17 protein-coding genes and 2 pseudogenes are annotated in these 19,794 nt (G+C 68.3%); 10 read left to right on the top strand and 9 right to left on the bottom strand.

The annotated features are described in order from the left end of the window. The first annotated feature begins 34 nt into the window (after positions 1 to 34). From D0B54_RS04570 to D0B54_RS04580, 3 genes are all read left to right on the top strand, one after another. Complete coding sequence (locus tag D0B54_RS04570; protein ID WP_117289615.1) at positions 35 to 1,843, top strand: long-chain-acyl-CoA synthetase; 1,809 nt, start codon at positions 35 to 37, stop codon at positions 1,841 to 1,843. A gap of 20 nt (positions 1,844 to 1,863) precedes the next feature. Then, entirely contained in the window at positions 1,864 to 2,319 is a 456-nt protein-coding gene (locus tag D0B54_RS04575) for a DMT family transporter (RefSeq protein ID WP_117289617.1), read from the top strand. Between the two features lie 95 nt (positions 2,320 to 2,414). Continuing rightward, on the top strand, positions 2,415 to 3,872 hold the full coding sequence (locus D0B54_RS04580; protein ID WP_117289619.1) for an aldehyde dehydrogenase family protein: 1,458 nt from the start codon (positions 2,415 to 2,417) through the stop codon (positions 3,870 to 3,872). Positions 3,873 to 3,988: 116 nt separating this feature from the next. On the opposite strand, the gene D0B54_RS04585 is transcribed toward D0B54_RS04580, so the two are convergent. From D0B54_RS04585 to D0B54_RS04610, 6 genes are read right to left on the bottom strand one after another with little or no spacing between them, the layout of a single operon-like run. Beyond that, a complete protein-coding gene (locus D0B54_RS04585; RefSeq protein WP_162932208.1) occupies positions 3,989 to 5,302 on the bottom strand; it encodes a thiolase family protein in 1,314 nt (437 codons plus the stop codon). Positions 5,303 to 5,324: 22 nt separating this feature from the next. Then, positions 5,325 to 6,323 carry an alpha/beta hydrolase fold domain-containing protein gene (locus D0B54_RS04590; RefSeq protein WP_117289623.1) on the bottom strand — a complete coding sequence of 333 codons (999 nt, stop codon included), beginning with the start codon at positions 6,321 to 6,323 and terminating at the stop codon, positions 5,325 to 5,327. Between the two features lie 5 nt (positions 6,324 to 6,328). After that, positions 6,329 to 7,210, bottom strand: coding sequence for a MaoC/PaaZ C-terminal domain-containing protein (locus D0B54_RS04595; RefSeq protein WP_162932209.1), 882 nt, complete (start codon positions 7,208 to 7,210; stop codon positions 6,329 to 6,331). Positions 7,211 to 7,236: 26 nt separating this feature from the next. Beyond that, positions 7,237 to 8,799, bottom strand: coding sequence for an alpha/beta hydrolase family protein (locus D0B54_RS04600; RefSeq protein WP_117289626.1), 1,563 nt, complete (start codon positions 8,797 to 8,799; stop codon positions 7,237 to 7,239). A 20-nt stretch (positions 8,800 to 8,819) separates the two neighbouring features. Continuing rightward, entirely contained in the window at positions 8,820 to 10,499 is a 1,680-nt protein-coding gene (locus tag D0B54_RS04605; protein WP_117289628.1) for an AMP-binding protein, read from the bottom strand. A 2-nt stretch (positions 10,500 to 10,501) separates the two neighbouring features. Then, the gene (locus D0B54_RS04610) at positions 10,502 to 11,650 is read right to left on the bottom strand and encodes an acyl-CoA dehydrogenase family protein (protein ID WP_117289630.1); all 1,149 of its coding nucleotides are present in this window, start codon (positions 11,648 to 11,650) and stop codon (positions 10,502 to 10,504) included. A 138-nt stretch (positions 11,651 to 11,788) separates the two neighbouring features. On the opposite strand from D0B54_RS04610, the gene D0B54_RS04615 reads away from it, so the two are divergent. The 5 genes and pseudogenes from D0B54_RS04615 (at position 11,789) to D0B54_RS04635 (ending at position 14,507) form a co-directional block, all read left to right on the top strand. After that, positions 11,789 to 12,496 (top strand): Crp/Fnr family transcriptional regulator, encoded by a 708-nt coding sequence (locus D0B54_RS04615; RefSeq protein ID WP_162932210.1) that lies wholly within the window; start codon positions 11,789 to 11,791, stop codon positions 12,494 to 12,496. A 131-nt stretch (positions 12,497 to 12,627) separates the two neighbouring features. Next, positions 12,628 to 12,858 (top strand): annotated as a pseudogene (locus D0B54_RS25045) (LysR family transcriptional regulator); the annotation flags it as partial. Between the two features lie 169 nt (positions 12,859 to 13,027). Next, entirely contained in the window at positions 13,028 to 13,357 is a 330-nt protein-coding gene (locus D0B54_RS04625) for an ArsR/SmtB family transcription factor (protein WP_117289636.1), read from the top strand. 8 nt (positions 13,358 to 13,365) lie between these two features. Further along, positions 13,366 to 13,866, top strand: a complete 501-nt coding sequence (locus D0B54_RS04630; protein ID WP_117289638.1) for an arsenate reductase ArsC — start codon at positions 13,366 to 13,368, stop codon at positions 13,864 to 13,866. Continuing rightward, positions 13,863 to 14,507, top strand: coding sequence for an aquaporin (locus tag D0B54_RS04635; protein WP_117289640.1), 645 nt, complete (start codon positions 13,863 to 13,865; stop codon positions 14,505 to 14,507). The genes D0B54_RS04630 and D0B54_RS04635 overlap by 4 nt, the downstream gene beginning before the upstream one ends. Positions 14,508 to 14,634: 127 nt before the next feature. Here the strand turns inward: D0B54_RS04635 and D0B54_RS24590 are convergent, their stop codons facing one another. The 3 genes and pseudogenes from D0B54_RS24590 to D0B54_RS04650 form a co-directional block, all read right to left on the bottom strand. Continuing rightward, complete coding sequence (locus D0B54_RS24590) at positions 14,635 to 15,282, bottom strand: c-type cytochrome (protein WP_205527276.1); 648 nt, start codon at positions 15,280 to 15,282, stop codon at positions 14,635 to 14,637. Positions 15,283 to 15,292: 10 nt separating this feature from the next. Continuing rightward, a pseudogene (locus D0B54_RS24690) lies at positions 15,293 to 16,429 on the bottom strand (metallophosphoesterase family protein). 7 nt (positions 16,430 to 16,436) lie between these two features. Beyond that, complete coding sequence (locus D0B54_RS04650) at positions 16,437 to 17,735, bottom strand: cytochrome-c peroxidase (RefSeq protein WP_117289642.1); 1,299 nt, start codon at positions 17,733 to 17,735, stop codon at positions 16,437 to 16,439. Positions 17,736 to 17,934: 199 nt separating this feature from the next. On the opposite strand from D0B54_RS04650, the gene D0B54_RS04655 reads away from it, so the two are divergent. After that, on the top strand, positions 17,935 to 18,432 hold the full coding sequence (locus tag D0B54_RS04655) for a hypothetical protein (protein WP_117289644.1): 498 nt from the start codon (positions 17,935 to 17,937) through the stop codon (positions 18,430 to 18,432). A 61-nt stretch (positions 18,433 to 18,493) separates the two neighbouring features. Then, complete coding sequence (locus D0B54_RS04660; protein WP_117295044.1) at positions 18,494 to 19,792, top strand: acyl-CoA dehydrogenase family protein; 1,299 nt, start codon at positions 18,494 to 18,496, stop codon at positions 19,790 to 19,792. Positions 19,793 to 19,794: the final 2 nt, after the last annotated feature.

Here is a 19,794-nt window from a genome sequence, read left to right on the forward strand (position 1 = left end):
ACCCAGAACTATAGAAACAGGACGAGGAGATCAGATGAGCGACCACGACAACCGCGTGCGCCTGCGCGACATCGCCAGGGGTATCGTCGGCACGCTGCCGGACCTGGTGACCGTCAACAAGGGCCTGCTGCAGCTGGCGACCCTGCGCCCCAACTGGCGCGGTTCCATCGGCGCGGTCATCGAGAAGCATGCGCGCAACCACGGCGAGCGCGTCGCGCTGGCCTTCGAGGACCAGCGCTGGACCTATGCCGAGTTCAATGCCTGGGCCAACCAGGTGGCGGCGCTGCTGCGCAGCAAGGGCGTAGGCTCCGGCGACGCGGTGGCGGTGCTGATGGAGAACCGCCCCGAGGTGCTGGCCTGCGTTGCCGGCATCGTCAAGCTCGGCGCCATCGCCGGCATGCTCAACCACAACCAGCGCGGTGAGGTGCTGGAGCACAGCATCCGCCTGGCCAAGGCCAAGGTGATCGTCGTCGGCGAGGAATGCGTGGAAGCGCTGGAGAGCACCGCCTGCGTGCCCGGCCGCGATACCGAGCGGCTGTACCTCTGGGAGGGCGAGGGCAAGGCGCCGAAGGGCTATACCGCGATGCGGCCGCTGGTGCGCGACATGCCGGAGGACAACCCGCCGGAGACGGCGAACATCGTGCAGAAGACGCCGGCCTTCTACATCTTCACCTCCGGCACCACCGGCCTGCCCAAGGCCTCGGTGATGTCGCACTACCGCTGGCTCAGCGGCATGGCCGGCGTCGGCCAGGGCTCGCTGCGCCTGAAGCCGGAAGACATCTTCTATTGCTGCCTGCCGCTGTATCACAACAACGCGCTGACGGTGAGCTGGGGCGCGGCGCTGGGGTCCGGTGCCACGCTGGCGCTGAGCCGCAAGTTCAGCGCCTCGCGTTTCTGGGACGAGATCCGCAGCTACCGCGCCACGGCCTTCTGCTACATCGGCGAGCTGTGCCGCTACCTGCTCAACCGCCCGGCCACCAGCAACGACCGCAACCATCGCGTGCGCGTGGCGATCGGCAACGGCCTGCGTCCCGAGATCTGGGACGAGTTCCAGAGCCGCTTCGGCATCGACCGCATCTGCGAGTTCTATGGCGCCAGCGAGGGCAATCTCGCCTTCATCAACGGCTTCGGGCTGACCAAGACCGCCGGCTTCTGCCCGATGACCTTCGCCATCGTCGAGTTCGACGCCGACAGCGAACAGCCGCAGCGCGACGCCAAGGGCTACATGAAGAAGGTGGCCTCCGGCGGCATCGGCCTGCTGATCAGCGAGGTCACCGATCGCCGGCCCTTCGAGGGCTACACCGATCCCAAGGCCAGCGAGGCCAAGCTGTTCCGCAATGTCTTCAAGAAGGGCGACTGCTGGTTCAACACCGGCGACCTGGTGCGCGACCAGGGCTACAAGCACATCGCCTTCGTCGACCGCGTTGGCGACACCTTCCGCTGGAAGGGCGAGAACGTCGCCACCACCGAGGTGGAAGGCGCGCTCAACCGCCACCCCGCGGTGGAGCAGGCGGTGGTCTACGGCGTGCAGCTGGCCGGCTGCGACGGCCGCGCCGGCATGGCGGCGCTGACCTGGAAGGGCGGCCGCATCGACGGACAGGGCCTGGCCAGGCATCTCTGCGGTACGCTGCCGGCCTATGCCGTGCCGCTGTTCCTGCGCCTGCGCGAGGAGCAGGAGGTCACCGGCACCTTCAAGTTCCGCAAGGTGGACCTGAAGAAGCAGGGCTTCGATCCGGCGCAGTCCGGCGAGCCGCTGTACGTGCTCTGCGACCGCAGCCGCGGCTACGAGCCGCTGACCCTGGAGCTGTTCCAGCGCATCAGCAGCGGGGAACTGCGGCTGTAAGCCCTGCCGGGAGATCGGCGATGCACCTCTACTACGCTTTGGCGTTCGCGGTCGGGGTGCTGCTGCCGATCCAGACCGCGATCAACAGCGACCTGCGCACGCAGCTCGGCGGCAGCGTCATGCTGGCCACGATGATCTCCTTCGCCGTCGGCGCGCTGACCATGGCGCTGCTGGCGCTGGGCAGCGGCGAGCGCGGTGGCCTGCAGGCGCTGCCGCAGCTGCATTGGTGGCAGCTCACCGGTGGCGTCCTCGGTGCGGCGATCGTCGCCGGCAGCATCCTGCTGGCACCGCGCATCGGCCTCGCCGGCATGGGCGCGCTGATCGTCGCCGGCCAGCTCTGCGCCTCGCTGCTGCTCGACCGCCAGGGGTTCCTGGGCCTGGCGGAGCGCGCCATCACCATGCCGCGCCTGCTGGGGGTCCTGCTGGTGCTGGCGGGGGTGCTGCTGGTCAACTACGGCGACCGCCTGCGGTCCTGACCGGACCGGGTCCGGCTCTTGTCCCGATCGCATATTCTCCTTCGCCCGCAGAGGCGCTAACCTGCGTCCTGGTGCCGCGTCCAGGAGGATGTGCCATGCAGGAAAAGGTCCAGTCGATCTACCCCGAGGGTTCCCCCGAAGCCGCGCGCCTGCAGATGCTGCGCGTGTTCGAGCGGCAGCAGGAGACCGCGCAGCGCTGGCGCCGCTCCACCGCGCAGGAACGCATCGCCCGCATCAAGGCCTTGCGCGACGCCATGCTCGCGCACCAGCCGGCCCTGCAGGAAGCCGGCATGAAGGACTTCCGCAAGCCCGCCTCCGAGGTGGACCTGGAAATCCTCTCGGTGCTGGCCGACGCCTCCGAGTACCTCCACAGCCTCAAGGCCTGGATGAAGCCGCACCGCGTCTGGCCCACGCGCATGACCCTGGGCCTGAAGGGCTGGGTGCAGTACGAGCCGCGCGGCCGCTGCCTGATCATCTCGCCCTGGAACTATCCCCTGGTGCTGACCTTCGGCCCGCTGGTCGCCTGCCTCGGCGGCGGCAATACGGCGATGGTGAAGCCCTCGGAACTGACCCCGAACTTCTCGGCCTGCCTGGCGAAGATCCTGCGCGAGGTCTTCCCGGAAGAGGAGGTCGCGACCTTCGAGGGCGACGCCACGGTGTCCACCGAGTTGCTGAAGCTGCCCTTCGACCACATCTTCTTCACCGGCAGCCCGGCGATCGGCAAGGTGGTGATGGCGGCGGCCGCCAAGCACCTGACCAGCGTCACGCTGGAGCTGGGCGGCAAGAGCCCGACGATCGTCGACGAAAGCGCCGACCTCGACGCGGCCGCGGAGACGATCATGTGGGGCAAGCTGCTCAACAGCGGCCAGACCTGCATCGCGCCGGACCATGTCTACGTACACGAGTCGGTGCGCGAGGCCTTCGTCGGGAAGTCCATCGCCGTGATCCGCCAGCGCTACGGCGACAACCCGCAGGCGCAGATGAACTCGCCGGACCTGGCCCACATCGTCAACACGCGGCATACCAAGCGTGTCGCCGCCCTGCTGGAGGACGCCAAGTCGCGCGGTGCGCGGGTGCTCTGCGGCGATTTCGTCTCCGAGGACCAGCAGTTCGTGGCGCCGACGCTGCTCGACCGGCTGCCGGAGGATGCCAGCATCATGCAGGAGGAGATTTTCGGGCCGCTGTGCCCGATCCTGCCCTACCGCGATATCGACGAAGTGATCCGCCGCGTCAACGCCGGTCCCAAACCGCTGGCGCTGTACATCTTCAGCAAGCAGCAGCGCAACATCGACCGCGTGCTGCAGGACACCAGCTCGGGCGGTGCCTGCATCAACCACGTCGTCGCGCAGTTCACCCACGGCAACCTGCCGTTCGGCGGCGTCAACAACAGCGGCATCGGCAACACGCATGGCTTCTGGGGCTTCCGCGGCTTCTCGCACGAGAAGGCCATCGTGAAGACGCGCTTCATGCTGGCGCGCATGCTGTTCCCGCCCTATACCGACAAGGTGCGGCAGCAGATCAAGCTGCTGATCGGCTGGCTCAAGCTCTGGTGAATTCCCGAAGCCATTTTTGCCGCGGATTACGCGGATAGACGCGGATACAGCAAAAAGCTGTTTGATCCGCGTTCATCCGCGTAGTCCGCGGCTGAAATTTTTTCCGAGATGAGGGTTCAGAGCCGGTCGGCGTTCTCCAGCAGGATCGCCGCGCCGAGGCCGCCGCCGGCGCAGCTGGAGACGATGGCGTAGCGCTTCTTCTCCTGCTGCAGGCGCCGTGCCGCGGTCGTCAGCAGGCGCACGCCGGTGGCGGCGAAGGGATTGCCCAGCGCCAGCGAGCCACCCCAGGTATTGAGCTTGTCCTCGGGGATCGCGCCGAAGGCCCGCGACTGTCCGTGGCGCTCCTGTGCAAAGCCGGCGGAGGCCAGGCAGGCCTGGTTGGCCAGGATCTGCGCGGCGAAGGCCTCGTGCAGTTCCCAGACATCGACGTCGCCCAGGTCCAGGCCGTTGCGCTGCAGCAGCTTGGGGATCGCCATCGCCGGGCCCAGCAGCATCTCGCTGAAGAGATCGTCCACGCCGGCCAGCACGTAGTCGCGCACCACCGCCTGCGGCTCCAGCTTGAGACGCCGCGCGGCGCCGAGGCTGCCCAGCAGCATCGCTCCGGCACCGTCGGTCAGGCGCGAGGCATTGCCGGCGGTGACGATGCCGGCCTTGCGATCAAATACCGGCTTGAGCCGCGCCAGCGTCTCGGCGCTGGCATCGACGCGCATGGAATCGTCGCGCGTCACCGGCGCGTCGCGACCGGCGACGCTCACCGGCACGATGTCCTCGGCGTAGCGGCCCTGCTCCCAAGCCTGCACCGCCAGCGCGTGGCTGCGCGCGGCGAAACGATCGCTGTCCTGACGGTTCACGCCGAACTTCTTCACCATCGCCTCGGTGCAGGCGCCCATGGTCTGCCTGGTGGTGAAGTCGGTGGCCGAGGGCATCTCCGGCAGCAGGTCGCGCGGGCGCAGCGTGCCCAGCACCCGCAGGGCGTTCCTTGCCGACCCATCCTGGTTCAGCCTCATCAGGCCGCGGCGCAGTGGCTGGCGCGCACGCACCGGCGGATCGGAGAAGGTCTCGGTGCCGCCGGCAATGGCCAGTTCGGCGCGGCCCATGGCGATCATGTCGCAGACGGTACCCACGGCGATGTTCGGCGACAGGCCGGCCATCGACAGCGTGAAGGCCGGGATGGTGCTCGGCAGGCCGGCATGGAGCATGGATTCGCGTGCGACGTTGGTGGTCTCCACCTCGTGCACCACCGTGCCCATCGCCACCACGTCGACGCGCGCGGCGTCGATGCCGGTCTTCTCGACCAGGCCGGCGATGGCCTTGGCGCCCAGCTCGTAGCTCATGAGCCGCGCATAGGCGCCGGCGGTTTCCATGAAGGGCGTGCGCGCGCCGCGCAGGATGACGGGGAGGCGGTCGTGCGGGTCCTGATTCTGCTTCATCGCGGGGTCCTGGTGTCGTGATTCAGGGATGCCAGATCGCCAGCTTGCGCCGGCGGCGTGTTTTTTTCTGCGGTGGCGGTGCCTGCAGTTGCTGCCGCAGGAAGCCGGCAATGTCCTGTCGTGCCTGGCGTGCTTCGGGAAACCAGCGCGCCAGCAGCGGGAAGGCATGCGGCAGCTGCGGCCAGATGTCCAGCCGCGTCGCCACGCCGGCCGCGCGCGCGCGCCGCGCGGCCCAGACGGCGTCGTCGAGCATGATCTCGGTATCGGCTGCCAGGAAGTACAGCGGCGGGAAGCCGGCGAAGTTGGCGTACAGCGGCGACAGCTCCGGGTGCGAGCGGTCGGCGTCGCCGGAGTAGAAGTCGATGGCCGCGCGCAGGGCGCTGTGCGGCACCATCGGGTCGGCCTGCTGGTTGCGGCGGCGAGAGGGCAGGGCATTGAGCCCGGTCAGGTCGGTGACCGGCGAGATGATGACGCTGGCGGCCGGCAGCGGCAGGCCCAGGCGGCGCAGGCGGTGCAGCAGGGCCAGTACCAGCTGGCCGCCGGCGGATTCGCCGACCAGCACGATGCGTCGCGCCGCGAAGCCCGCGGCCAGTGCCCGCCGGTAGGCCGATTCGCAATCGTCGAGCGCTGCCGGATAGCGGTGCTGCGGCGTCAAGCGGTAGTCCGGCATGAAGCCGACGGCGCCGAGGTCGCGGCAGAGGCGCGCGTGGAAACCCAGGTGCAGCAAGGGGATGACCGGCAGGAAGAAGCCGCCGCCGTGCAGGTACAGCACCAGGTCACGCCCGCTGTCGCCGATATCGCCGAGCGAGGCGCCCGGCACGCCACCCCAGCCGGCATAGCTCAGCGGCAGGCCGCCGAAGCTGGAGCGCGGGGTTCGCGGAAACACGGTCTGGTACAGCGGGTAGGCCGCGGCCGGCGCCAGCGCCAGGCTGTGCAGCAATGGCTTGAGCACCAGGCGCATCTGCCGGATGCGCGCGCGGGTGCTGGCGCTGAGCTCGATCGGAAGCGGCGTTTCGTCCACGGCGATCAGCGCAGCAGGAAGCTGCCGGCCAGATGCACCGAGCCGTCGCGGGCGAGCAGGCGGAAGGCGCGGCGTCCTTCCGCATCGGGCGCGGCGACCTGTACCTGCAGGCCTTCATTCGGCAGCGGCAGCGGCTTGACGAAGCGCAGGTCGATATCGGCGATGTCATGGCCGGCATCGGCCAGCACCTCCCAGGTGCGTGCCACGCTGCCGAAGCCGTGCAGGATGCAGCCGCGGAACTTCGTGCGCCGCGCCAGCGGCCAGAAGGTGTGGATCGGATTGAAGTCGCCGGTGACCAGGGCGAAGTTGAGGCCGTCGTCGGCCGCGACAGACCAGTGGCCCACGGTCTCGAACGCCGGCTCCTCTCGGGCTGCCGCCTTCGCCTTGGCCGCAGCACGCTTCGGAATCGCGGCATAGCTGTCCACGATCACCGCCTCGGGCTGCTGGGCCCAGCCGGCAATGACGCGGCTGTGGATGCGCACGCGCTGGGCGTCTTCCGATACGTCCTGCAGCTGGCCCCGCAGCTGAAGGGCCGCGCCGCGCGGCAGCGCCGCCTTCAGCTGCAGGCGCAGGCCCTGGTTGAGGATGGAGGTGACGTCGTAGGGCGCCTGCCCGCCGACGCGCGCCAGCATCGCGAAAGCCCAGTGGCTGCAGAAATGCGGCGGCAGCACATCGCGGTAGCGTTCCGGCGGTGCGCCGGCCCAGGCGGCATAGGCATCCACCAGCCGATCCGAAGGCGCGGCGAAGCGCGTGACGATCGGCTGCGGCGTCTCGGGTACGCGGCGCGGGCGCGTCAGCGGGCTCATGGAGCGCAGCGCCACGCCGAAGGAGGTGACCAGCGTCGGGATCTGCTCGCGGGCCAGGGTCAGGGAAGTGGTGAGGCTCATGAAGTTTCTCTTCGACGGAGGGGGATTCATTCGCAGCCGGCGCGGATGTCTTCGCAATGCTGGCGCTTGCCGGAGCGGTCGGGGTAGTCGCGCGCCGAGCGGTAGTGGAAACTCATCTTGACCGCGCCATGCTCGCCGGCATCGTCCACCAGCCGCTGGTCGGCATCGGCGTAGCCGGGCTCGCCGGGCTTCTTCAGCCAGCGGTCGAGCCAGGCGACGGTGTAGTAGGTGATCGCCGGCAGGCCGTAGCCGCCGCGGCAGGCACCGCTGGAGGTGTCCGGGCACCAGGAGGTGGCGGGCGCGTCGGCGATCGGCGAGAAGTCCAGGTGCGTGGTGCCCTGGAAGCCGAGGCTGTAGACCGGCACACCGGTTTCCTGCCAGAGCTGGAAGGCCTGCTTGTGGTTCTCCGGATCGGGCGGCAGCAGGTACGGCACCATCGTGGCCAGGCCGTAGTCGGCGCTGAAGCTCAGCGAGGGAACGCGCGGGGCGAAGTCCGGCAGCTTGCCGCCCGCGCCGACGATCTGTACGAGCAGCCTGCAGAGCTCGTTCGACAGCGGTGCGTTGTCGCAGGGTGCCAGGCCGTGGCCATCGGGCGTGATCAGGCTGTCCCAGGCAACCGCGGCCTTGACCGGGTTGCGGCTGTCGAGCCGGCCGGGCCAGGGGTCCGCACCCGGCGCGCCATAGCCCTGCACCACCGACACGCCGATCGCGCCGAGCGAATGGCCAGCGATGCCGATGCGCTCGCGGTCGAGCGTCGCGTGCTCGGGGTTGTAGGGCGCGACCTCGGTAGGGTAGCTGCCGGCGCAGTCGAGGTTGTGCGGATACGGCGTCGCCGGCGTGGATTCGAGGAAGTCGACCGCGTCCACCAGGTTGAGCCAGAACACCTCGGGGTTGGCGTTGGTGCCCAGGCCGCCGGCCGGCGTGATGAAATCGGAGCGTCCCTGGCCGCGCGGGTCATAGCTCAGCACCTGGTAGCCGGCGCGCACCAGTGCCTGTGCCGCCCACCAGTAGGAGGATTCCGGTGCGCCGATCGAACCGTTGTCGATCACCACGGCCGGTAGCCGCTGGCCCGGCGCAAGGGTCTTCGGACGCCAGGCCCTGCCGCTCAGGCGCGCGCAGTCCCGGTCGTAGAACACCACCGGCGTCACGACCGCCTCGTTCTCGTAGAACGCGCGGCCGTCGGGCCCCTCGGCCTGCGGCCAGCGATAGGGATCGCCGGCGCAGACCAGGGCCTGCGTCGCGCAATAGGGCAGCACGGTGCTGGTCAGCAGCCAGCTCGGATCGGCGAGGTTGCGCGCCAGCAGGGCCTGCGTGCTGGCGGCCGCCTGGGCCAGCAGGCGCGCGGTGAAGGCCAGGTTGGTGGCCTGCTCCAGCGGCGCCTCGCCCAGCCTGGCGAAGTTGCCGGCCTCGCAGGCCAGCCACTGCGCGGAAGGGTAGCTGGCCAGGTCGCAGCCGCGATCGAGATTGCGCGGCGGCGTGGGCACCACGCCGGACGACGCTCCCGATACCTCGTCCGAGCTGTTGCAGGCCGCCAGCCACAGGCCGGCGAGTGCGAGGACGGCGCCCCTTGCCGCATGACGATTCGACATGTTTTTCTCTCCCCCTCGTCCTATTGCCAGATTACCGGCTTGCGCTGCGCATACCAGCCTTCCAGCTTCGGGCCGTAGGTGTCGTCGATGATGTTGCGCTTGATCTTGAGCGTCGGAGTGAGAAAGCCGTTGTCGATGTTCCACTGCTCGGCGACGACGGTGACGAAGTCGAGTTGCTCGTGGTCGTCGAGTTCGGCGTTGACCGTGTCCACGTGCGCCGCAATCGTGCGGCCCATGGCCTCGCGGGCCGCGGGGTCGGAGGCGCGCTTCATCGCCTCCGGTGACAGCATCAGCACCGCGCAGGGCTGGCCCTGGTAGGCGCCACCGGTGACGCAGCAGGCTTCCACGTCCGGATGGCCCGCGAGCTTGTTCTCGATCGGCGCGGGCGCGACGAACTTGCCCTTGGCGGTCTTGAACAGTTCCTTCACGCGGCCCGTGATCTTCAGCCGGCCCAGCTCGTCGATGGAGCCCTTGTCACCGGTGCGGATGTAGCCGTCCTCGGTGAACAGCTCGCGGGTCTTTTCCGGCTCCTTGTAGTAGCCCAGTGTGTTGCAGGGGCTCTTGCACAGGATTTCGCCGACTTCGGACAGCTTGTGCTTGACCCCGTCGATGGGCTGGCCGACGTAGCCGACGCGCACCGAACCCTTCTGGCACATGTGCGTCAGGCCGAAGAACTCGGTCATGCCGTAGCCTTCGAGCAGTTCCAGGCCGAGGCCGCGGTACCAGTTCATCGTCGCTTCGGGCAGCGGCGCCGCGCCGCTGCCGGCCATGCGCACCGAATCCAGGCCCAGTTGCTTCAGGATCTTGCTGCGGATCAGGCCACGCAGCAGCGGGACGCGCAGCAGGCGCTGGAGCTTTTCCTCCGGCAGCCTGCCGCTGACGCCCTGCTGGAACTTGACCCACAGCCGTGGCACCGAGATGAACATGGTGGGGCGCGCGCGCCGCAGGTCGGCCAGGAAGGTTTCCAGCGACTCGGTGAAGTACAGCCGCGAGCCGGTGCGGAACGCCCCCACCTCCAGGGTCGAGCGCTCCGCAGCGTGCGAGAGCGGCAGGTAGGACAGCCCACGATCTTCCGAGCTTGCGCCTACCGACGGCGAGCGCGCGGCGAAATCGCCCATCCAGCCCAGCGTGGCGAAGCTGTGCATCACACCCTTGGGCATGCCGGTGGTACCGGAGGTGTACATGATCGTCGCCAGCTCGCCGGGCGGGCGTACGGGATTGCCTTCCAGTGGCTCGGTCCTGGCGACGATGTCGTCCCAGGTCGCGTAGGCGTTGGGCGGCGAGTACGGGAAGGAGATGCGCAGCACGCCTTCGGGCACACCCTTGAGCATCTCGTCCCAGGCATCCAGCCTGCCGGCGAAGATCGCGCGCGCCTCGCTGTGCTCCATGATCTGGCGCACCGAGTGCGCGGTCAGCGTCGGATACAGCGGCACGGAGACGTAGCCGGCCATCATGATCGCCATGTCTGCCATGATCCAGTGCGCGCAGTTCTTCGACATCAGCGCGACATTCGATCCGGGCGGGAGGCCCTGCGCCTGCAGCCAGGCCGCCACGCGCCGTGCTTCGTCCACCGCCTGCGCCCAGGTGTAGTCCTTGGCGACGCCGTCGATAGGCTGGGTCAGGAACACCTTGCTGGCGCGTTCCTTCTCCCAGTGCCAGATGCGCTGCAGCGGAAGATTCTGGTCGGCGACGACGCTCATCTTCAGTACCCCATCTGGCGCGCGGCCAGGTCCTTCATGATTTCCAGCGAGCCACCGCCAATGGTCAGCACCTTGGTCTCGCGGTAGATGCGCTCCACCTTGGCGCCGCGCAGGTAGCCGGCGCCGCCGAAGATCTGCATCGCCTCGCTGGCGATGGTTTCGAGCGAGGTGGTCGAGAAGGCCTTGAGCATGCACAGCTCGGCCACCGGCATCTGGTTCTGCGTGATGCGCCAGGTCAGCACATCCAGCTGCGCGCGGATCGCTTCGATGCGGGTGCGCATGTCCACCAGCTTGTGGCGGATCACCTGGTTGCGGATCAGCGGCTTGCCGAAGGTCTGGCGCTCGCGGGCGTAGGCCAGGGCCTCGTCGTAGCAGACCTGCGCAAAGCCCAGGACGTTGGCGATCAGGCCGATGCGCTCGCTGTTGAAGTTCATCATGATCGCCATGAAGCCGGCGTTCTCGGGCCCGATGCGATTGGCCACCGGTACGCGGCAGTCGTCGAAGTACAGCGTCGCGGTGTCCGAGCACCACCAGCCCATCTTCTCCAGCTTGCTGCGCGTGAAGCCCGGCGTGCCGGCCTCCACTACCAGCAGCGAGATGCCGTTGAGGCCCGGCTCGCCGGTACGCACCGCCACGGTGAGGAAATCCGCGCGCATGCCGGAGGTGATGAAGGTCTTGGAGCCGTTGACCACGTAATGGTCGCCGTCACGCCGTGCCGTGGTCTTCAGGTTGGCCACGTCGGAGCCGCCGCCGGGCTCGGTGATCGCCAGCGCCGCGATCTTCTCGCCGGCCAGCACCGGGGCGGCGAAGCGTGCCTTTTGTTCTTTCGTGCCGACCTTGCAGACCGGCGGCGTGGCGATGCCATGCGTCATCAGGCTGGCGATCAGGCCGCCGCTGCCGGCACGGGCCAGTTCCTCGGTCAGCACGATGCCGTAGAAGGGATCGACGTCGATGCCGCCGCAGTCCTCGGGAAAGCAGACCTGCAGCACGCCGGCGTCGGCCGCCTTGCGATGCAGCTCGCGCGGCAGTTCGCCCGCGGCCTCCCAGGCGTCGATGTGCGGCACGATCTCCTTCTCGACGAAGCGGCGCGCCTGCTGGCGGAAGGTATCGTGGTCCTCGGTGTAGAACGGCGAGGAGCGCTTGGACAGCATGGCGGCGGCGGTAATGGTCCTTCTCCGGTAGTCGGCCCGGGAGCGCCGGGTTACTGCGACGCACTGTAGGAGCGGACGGCCGGGAAAATCTGTCAAGGCTTTGACAGAATGGTCGCCAGTGCGCCAAATGAGCCGGAAATGACCATTACCGAGACGCCGGCCCTGTTTCCCAGCCACTGGTTCCGCGAGATGCCGCCGGAGTTCGCCGCGCTGCTCGCCGGGCTGGGGCTGCGGCGCTCGCTGCAGGCCGGCGAATACCTCTACCGTGTGGGTGCCGCCGCCGAGGGCTTCTACCGGCTCGACAGGGGACGCCTGCGCCTGGGGGCCACCCATGGCCTGCGCGAATTCACCATTGCCTACGTCGATCCCGGCGACTGGGTTGGCGAGGTGCCGCTGCTGGATGGCCTGCCGCATGCCTCCGACGCACAGGCAACCGACGACAGCGAGCTGCTGATGGTTCCCAAGCGCCGGTTTGAAGACTTGCTGGAGCGCGAGCCGGGTCTGCATCGTCACTTCTCCCGCCGGCTGGCCTTTGCCATGCGCCTGTCCGTGTCCTACTACGGCGATCTCGCCGCACTGCCGCTGCCGGCACGCCTGGCCAAGCGCCTGCTGGAACTGGCGGCGCAGTATGGCGAGCGTGGGGACGGGGGCCTGCGCATCGGCCTGCGCCTGCCGCAGCAATTGCTGGCCGACATGATGGCGACCTCGCGCCAGAGCATCAGCAAGGAACTGAAGGCCTGGGAGGCGCGCGGCTGGATCGCCATGAAGTACAACACCTTGATCCTGCAGCAGCCGGAAGCCCTGCGACAGCTGGTCCTGAGTGGCGAACGGGGAGACGGCGGCTGAGTTGGTTCTGCGGCCGGCAAGCTTGCAGCGCAGCATCGGCAAAAACTATCGCCGGCTTCAAAACGTTCAATTGGCTTTACCGGTCTCCGGCCGTTTCAATTCAGGCAGCCCACCCAAGGAGCGGGAGAGCCATGACGCTGCGCGAGCTTCGATACCTGGTGGCATTGGCGGATCACGGGCATTTCGGTCGCGCGGCGGCGGCCTGCCATGTGTCGCAGCCGACGCTCAGCACGCAGCTGCGCAAGCTGGAGGGCTACCTCGGGGTCACGCTGGTGGAGCGCGGCAGCCAGCTGCGGCTCACGCCCAAGGGCGAGCAGGTGGTGGCGCAGGCGCGGCGCGTGCTGCGCGAGACCGACCATTTGCTGGAAACCACGCGCCAGCGCCGTGCGCTGGATATCGACCCCCTCGACGACCAGATTCCGCGGTACCTCGCCGGCGGCCTGTTCTGCCCGGTGGACTTCAGCCCGGACGAAACCTGAAGCCGGCAGCGCAGCCTTGCATCGCGTTTTATATTTTGATATTTATAGAAATATGAAATCAGAAACGGCAGTGGCCCGGCTTTCCGCGCTGGCCCAGGAATCGCGCCTGGCGGTGTTCCGCCTGCTGGTGCGCAAGGGGCCGGAGGGCCTGGCGGCGGGCGAGATCGCTGCGGCGCTGGACGTGGCGCCGGCGACGCTGTCCTTCCATCTCAAGGAACTCAGCAATGCCGGGCTGCTGAAGTCGCGCCAGGAGGGACGCTACGTCTACTACGCGCCGGACTTCAAGGCGATGAACGGCCTGCTCGCCTACCTGACCGAGAACTGCTGCGCCGGTACCGTGATGGCCGGTGCCTGCACGCCTGCGTTGCCCTGCTGCGACTGAAGACCTGCATGACCACCAAGATCTACAAGCTGCTGTTCCTCTGCACCGGCAATTCCGCGCGCTCGATCCTGGGCGAGGCCATCGCCAACGATCCTGCCGTCACGCAGGGCCGCTTGCGCGGCTACAGCGCCGGCAGCTTCCCGAAGGGGCAGGTCAATCCCTGGTCGCTGGACCTGCTGGAACGTGTCGGCCTGCCCACGCAGGGTCTGCGCAGCAAGAGCTGGGACGAGTTTGCCGGGCCCGATGCGCCGCAGGTGGACTTCATCTTCACCGTCTGCGACCAGGCCGCGGGCGAGCAATGCCCCTACTGGCCGGGCCATCCGGTGAGCGCGCACTGGGGCCTGCCCGACCCGGCCGCAGTCGAAGGCAGCGACGAGGACAAGCGCCGCGCCTTCAAGGACACGTATCTCGCGCTGCGCCGCCGCATCGAGCTGTTCGCCAGCCTGCCGCTGGAAAAACTCGATGCGATGGCGCTGCGCCAGCAGCTCGACGAGATCGGCCGCCGATGACGCTCGCACAGCGTGCCGGCGCCGAGGCGCTGGGCAGCGCCTTCCTGCTCGCCGCGGTGGTCGGCTCCGGCATCATGGGTGAGCGCCTCGCGGGCGGGAACGTCGCCATCGCCCTGCTGGCGAACGCGATCGCCACCGGCGGCGCGCTGGTCGCGCTGATCGTCGCGGCGGGACCGGTGTCCGGCGCGCACTTCAATCCCGCGGTCAGCCTGATGCTCGCGGCGCGTGGCGACCTGCCCTGGCGCGAGTTTCCGGTCTATGCCGCCGCGCAGGTCATCGGCGCGGTGGCCGGCGTGGTCGCGGCGCAGCTGATGTTCGGCCTGCCGCTGATCGAGTTCTCGCAGAAGCTGCGCGCGGGGCCGGCACTGATGTTCAGCGAGTTCGTCGCCACGCTGGGCCTGCTGCTGCTGATCGCCTCGCTCAGCCGTCACCGACCGGAGGCCGCGCCCTGGGCAGTGGCGGCGTATATCGTCGGTGCCTACTGGTTCACCGCTTCCACGTCCTTCGCCAACCCGGCGGTGACGCTGGCGCGCTGCCTGACCGACAGCTTCGCGGGCATCCGGCCGCAGGACGTGGCGGGGTTCGTGGCGGCACAGCTGGCGGCTTGTGTGGCGGTGCTGCCGGGACTTCGCAGCAAGTAACAACGGCACGACAAGTCCGTTCGTGCTGAGCCTGTCGAAGCATGGGCGGACTCGCCCACGGACCCGTCGCCAGGTTGCCGCTCACCCTTCGACAGGCTCAGGGCGAACGGCAACTCCATCCGCCTTCTCAGTGCTTGCCGTACTCCAGCACCTTCCCCTTGCGCTGCGCCAGGATGTAGGCCTCCATCGCCTTCATCTTGGGATCGTCGTCGGCCAGCTTCCTGCCGCGCACCGGGTGCTCGATGCACCAGTTGATCATGTCGCGCAGCAGCGCCACCTTGCCCAGCTGCTCCTGGAATTTCGGATAGGTCTCGGGGTGGGTGTTGGCGGCGCGCGGGTGGCACATGTCGCAGGACACGGCGATCTCGCTGCCCAGTTCGTCGCCGCTGTGGAAGACCTCGGAGCCGCGCACCGCCAGCTTGTAGGTCTCGCGCTCCCAGGTGGCCACGTCCAGCGGTGTGATCTGGCCATAGGTGGAGCCCTGGCCGCTGCCGACCAGCTTCGAGTTGCTCGCCGGTGGCACCACCTCGTGCTTTTCGTTCTCCACCGCCACCCAGTCCTTCTCCGGGTTCTTGGCCTTCCACTGGGTCATCAGGCCGTCGGAGATCTGCTGGCCGGTTTCGCGGGTGCGCGGCGTGTTCTGCGCCACGGTGAGTTTCGTCTCGTTGTCGCAGAGCAGGACATCGACGCTGGTGCCGGGGACCGGCGATTGCTGCGGCTCGGCCGCCGAGACACACAGGGGGAGCAGGGCCGCGAGGAAAAGGAACTTGCGCATGTCGGGCTCCTCAGTAGCTGGCCTTGGTGGGCCTGGGCGGCACGGCGTGCCTGCCGCCACTGGCGAGATAGGCCGCCTGCACCTGCGTCGGGTTGCGGTTCCACAGGCTGTAGAGCTTGTCGACCAGGCCGTCCGGGTGCACCAGCACCGAGCCATCGCCGAGGCCGTCGGCGGGATCGAAGGGATTGGGCCGGTTCATCTGCACGGTGAGCGCCGGCAGGCCCTCCGGTGCATAGGGCCAGGGCCAGGCGGTGGACAGCATGCCGTGGAAGTGGATGTTGCCGATGCGGTTGCTCAGTACCTGATGGGTGTGGCCGTGCAGCACCGTGACGTGGTTGAACTTCTTCAGCAGCGACTGCACCTGCTCGGCGTCGTCGGTCCAGAAGTTCCAGGGGCGGTAGAGCTTGTACAGCGGCGAGTGCGAGAACACGATCACCGGCGTGGTCGCCGCGACCTTGGCCAGGTCCTTCTTCAGCCACTCGCGTTGCGGCGCGCCGACCTCGAAGGCGCTCTGCACCGCGTTGTCGAGGCCGGCCACGGTGCCCATGCGCTCCTCGGAGCTCAGGCCGCGCGCGGTCCAGAAATCCTTTTCCTGCACGCTCATCAGCACCACGAAGTGCACGCCCTTGTGATCGAAGCTTTAGGTCTCCTGGCCGAACAGCTCGCGCCACTTGTCGCCCATGTCCAGGAACCAGTCGTGCTCGCCCACCATCATGCGCAGCGGCGCCTTCACCGCCTTGAGGATCTGCGCGCCCAGTTCCAGTTCCTCCTTCCTGCCGAGCTGGGCCAGGTCGCCGCCGTAGAGCACGAAGTCCGGCTGCGGGTCCATGCCGTTGATGTCGTCCACCGCGCGCAGCAGCTGGCGGATGAAGCGCTCGTTGGTCTTGCGCGCGTAGAGATGCGAGTCGGAGATGTAGGCGAAGCTGAAGCCCTTCTCCGCTGCGTCGGCCTCGCCGATGCCGCGCACCTCCACCGGCAGGAAGCTGTGGAAGGGATGGGTCACGCCCAGCGCGGCGGTGGCGCCCAGGGCCGACAGCGAGACCTTCATGAACTGGCGCCGGTCGAGCTGCTTCAGGCCCAGGAACAGGGCCTCGCGCTCCTCGTGGTGGCGCGTCTCGATGCTCTTGATGTGCGGGATCTTCTTCATGATCGTCTCACTTCAATCCGTTCTTGCCCATCACGCGTTCCTCGAAGGGCAGCAGCTCGCGGTTGGCCAGCCGCGTATCGCGGAACGGCCGGGTCTTGGCCGCGCGCGACTTCTGTGCCTTCATCGCCTGGTCGTTCTCGCCGGAGAAGCGCCGGTCGGTCAGCGTGAACAGGAAGGCCACCACCGCATCGATCTCTTCCTCCTTCAGTGCCAGCGGCTCGATGCCGCCGTCGAGGAAGGGGTTGGTTTCGCCGCCCTTGTTGTAGTGGTCCATCACGTCCCACAGCGTGGTCAGCGTGCCGTCGTGCATGTAGGGACCGGTGATGCCGACGTTGCGCAGTTGCGAGGTCTTGAAGCCGCCGATGTCGGCGCGGTTCTTCGTCACCATGAAGCGGCCCAGTTCCGACATGTCGGTTTCCAGCGCCAGCCGGTCGACCTGCTCCTGGCTGTTGTCCCTGGCCAGGATCGACAGGGCCTGCCGGGCCAGCTTCTCGAAGTCCTGCTTGCGCGCCGATACGCCGATGTTGTGGAAGCGCTGGTCCGTGCCCAGCGGGTTGGTGCTGTTGAGCATGTGGCAGGCGGCGCAGCGTGCCTTGCCGTTGAACAGCGCGAAGCCCTTGATGGCCTCGTCGGAGATCGCCTTGGCGTCACCGGCCTGCCAGCGGTCGAAGGGCGCGTCGAAGAACACCAGCGTGCGCTCGAAGCTGGCGATGGCGCGGGCCAGGTCGTCGAAGTTCGGCGCACGGCCGTAGGCCTTGCGGAACAGGTCGATGTAGGCCGGGTCTTTCGCAATGGCGGCCAGCGCTGCGGCCTCGGTCTTGTGGCCCATCTCGATGGGATTGGTGATCGGCAGTTTCGCCTGGTCCTCCAGCGTGGCGGCGCGGCCGTCCCAGAACTGGGTGCCGAACAGCAGGGCGTTGAGCGTGGTCGGCGAACTGCGCTTGCCCATCTGGTCGCCGATGCCTTCCGACACCGGCCGCTGGTCGCTGAAGCCGCGACCGCTGTCGTGGCAGGTGGCGCAGGCCACGCTGCCGTCGGCCGACAGGCGCGGGTCGAAATAGAGCTTGCGGCCCAGGGTCACGCGCTCCGGCGTCAGGGCATTGTCCTTCGGCACCACGACCGGCCAGAGATGGGTATCGAAGCCCCTGGGCGCCAGCGGGTCCTGGCCCTTCAGCAACGAGTCCAGCCGGGCCTGCTGCTCGCCGAAGTCCGTGGCGCCATGCGGGGCTGGCGGTGCGGCCAAGGCCGCCGACAGCGCCAGCCCCAGCGCAGCGGCGGTCGTCGCAAGAGTGCGCGTGCGGATCATGGGTTTCTCCTGCATCCAGTGAGGACACGATGCGCCCGCCGCCGCGGCGCCAGCCAATAGAAACTTTGAATCGGCATTGATGCTGCACTGCAATAACAACAGCGGTTGACTAGCGCGCCATGCATCACCCATCCGCAGGCCAAGGTCAGGCGCCTGCGCGCGCTGCACTCTAGTGGCACATCATCGAAACGCCACGACCATGAAAGTCGGAATCCAGATCAAGCGCGGGCTCAACATCCCGCTGCCCTACGAACAAATGCTGCCGCTGCTGCAGGACGTGGAGGGCACCATTCGCCGCTTCCCGCGCCTGCGCAAGCTGACCAGGCTGCGCAAGAAGAACAGCTACCTGTGGGAGATGAAGTCGATCGGCTCGAAGATCGTCAACATCTCGCACGAGGTCAGCTACGCCGCGCAGTACGACATCGACCCCGCCAAGGGCGAGATCCGCTGGACCGCGATTCCCAAGCACGGCAACGCCACGCTGGAAGGGCGCTTCCGCCTCAAGGATCTCGGCGGCCAGACGCGCCTGATCGTGGAGATGCAGGGCGAGCTGCGCGACGTGCCGGTGCCGCTGATGTACCGCCTGGTGGCGCCGCCGTTCATCCAGGGCCGGTTCATCTACCTGGTCGACAGCTTCCTGCAGCGCACCGGCGAGGCCGTCACCGGCCGGCCGCTGCCGGCCAACGACAGCATCTGACCCCCTCCCATACAGATTCACCGTACCGACAACCATAACCATGACTGCGACCCAGAACCTGATGGGCTTCGGGCTGAAGATCCTCAATCGCATCGGCGGCTCGTCGATGCTGGACGATCCCAAGACCCGCAAGACCGCCACCGCGCTACTCAAGGGCGCCACCTCCACCGGCTTCCGCCTGATCGGCACCGTCAACCGCCAGTTCAAGAGCGCGCCGCGCCCGAACAAGGCCCTGCGCCCCGGCGCCGGCTCGCCCGAGCTGTTCGACCTGACGCCGACCGACGAGCAGCAGATGGTGCGCGACACCGTCGCCGGCTTTGCCGCCGAGCAGCTGCGTCCGGCGGCGCAGGCCTCCGACACCGCCTGCGAGACGCCCAAGGCCCTGCTCGCCGCCGTGGCGGAGCTGGGCATCGGCTCCATGCAGGTGCCCGAGGCGCTGGGCGGCGTCGCCGGCAGCGAGCGTTCGGTGGTGACCAATGCACTGATCGCCGAGGCCCTGGCGCATGGCGACCTCGGCATGGCCGTGGCTTGCCTGGCGCCCGTGGGCGTGGCCGTGGCCCTGGCCGAATGGGGCACGGCGCAGCAGCAGGCCAGCTATCTGCCGAGCTTCACCGACGAGAAGGCGCCGGCCGCCACCATCGCCGTGCTGGAGCCGCGCCCGCTGTTCGATCCCTTCAAGCTGTCCACCGCGGCCAGGCGCACCGACGCCGGCGGCTACATCCTCAGCGGCGAGAAGTCGCTGGTACCGATCGCCGCCAGCGCCGAGCTGTTCCTGGTCGCCGCCAGCACCACGCATGGCCCGGCGCTGTTCATCGTGGAGTCCGGCACCAAGGGCATCCACATCAGCGCCGAGCCGGCGATGGGCCTGCGCGCCGCCGCCACCGCGCGCGTGCGCTTCGACAACGTGCAGCTCAGTGCTTCCGCCCTGCTTGGCGGCGGCGAGGGTGACTTCTCCTACGAGAACTTCATCGCGCGCAGCCGCCTGGCCTGGTGCGCGCTGGCGGTCGGCACCGCGCAGGCGGCGCTGGACTACCTGGTCCCCTACTGCAATGAGCGCATCGCCTTCGGCGAGCCGATCAGCCATCGCCAGGCAGTGGCCTTCAACCTCTCCAACATCGCCATCGAGGGCGACGGCATGCGCCTCTTGACCTGGCGTGCAGCCGCTCTTGCCGCTGCAGGAAAGCCCTTCGTGCGCGAGGCCGCGCTGGCTCGCCGTCTGTGTGCCGACAAGGGTAGTGTGATCGGTGCCGACGCCGTCCAGCTGCTGGGCGGCCACGGTTTCGTCAAGGAGCATCCGGTGGAACGCTGGTACCGCGACCTGCGCGCGGTGGCAATCATGGAAGGCGGCGTTCTGCTCTGAGC

This window comes from Solimonas sp. K1W22B-7 (assembly GCF_003428335.1).
In the GTDB taxonomy this organism is placed as follows: domain Bacteria; phylum Pseudomonadota; class Gammaproteobacteria; order Nevskiales; family Nevskiaceae; genus Solimonas_A.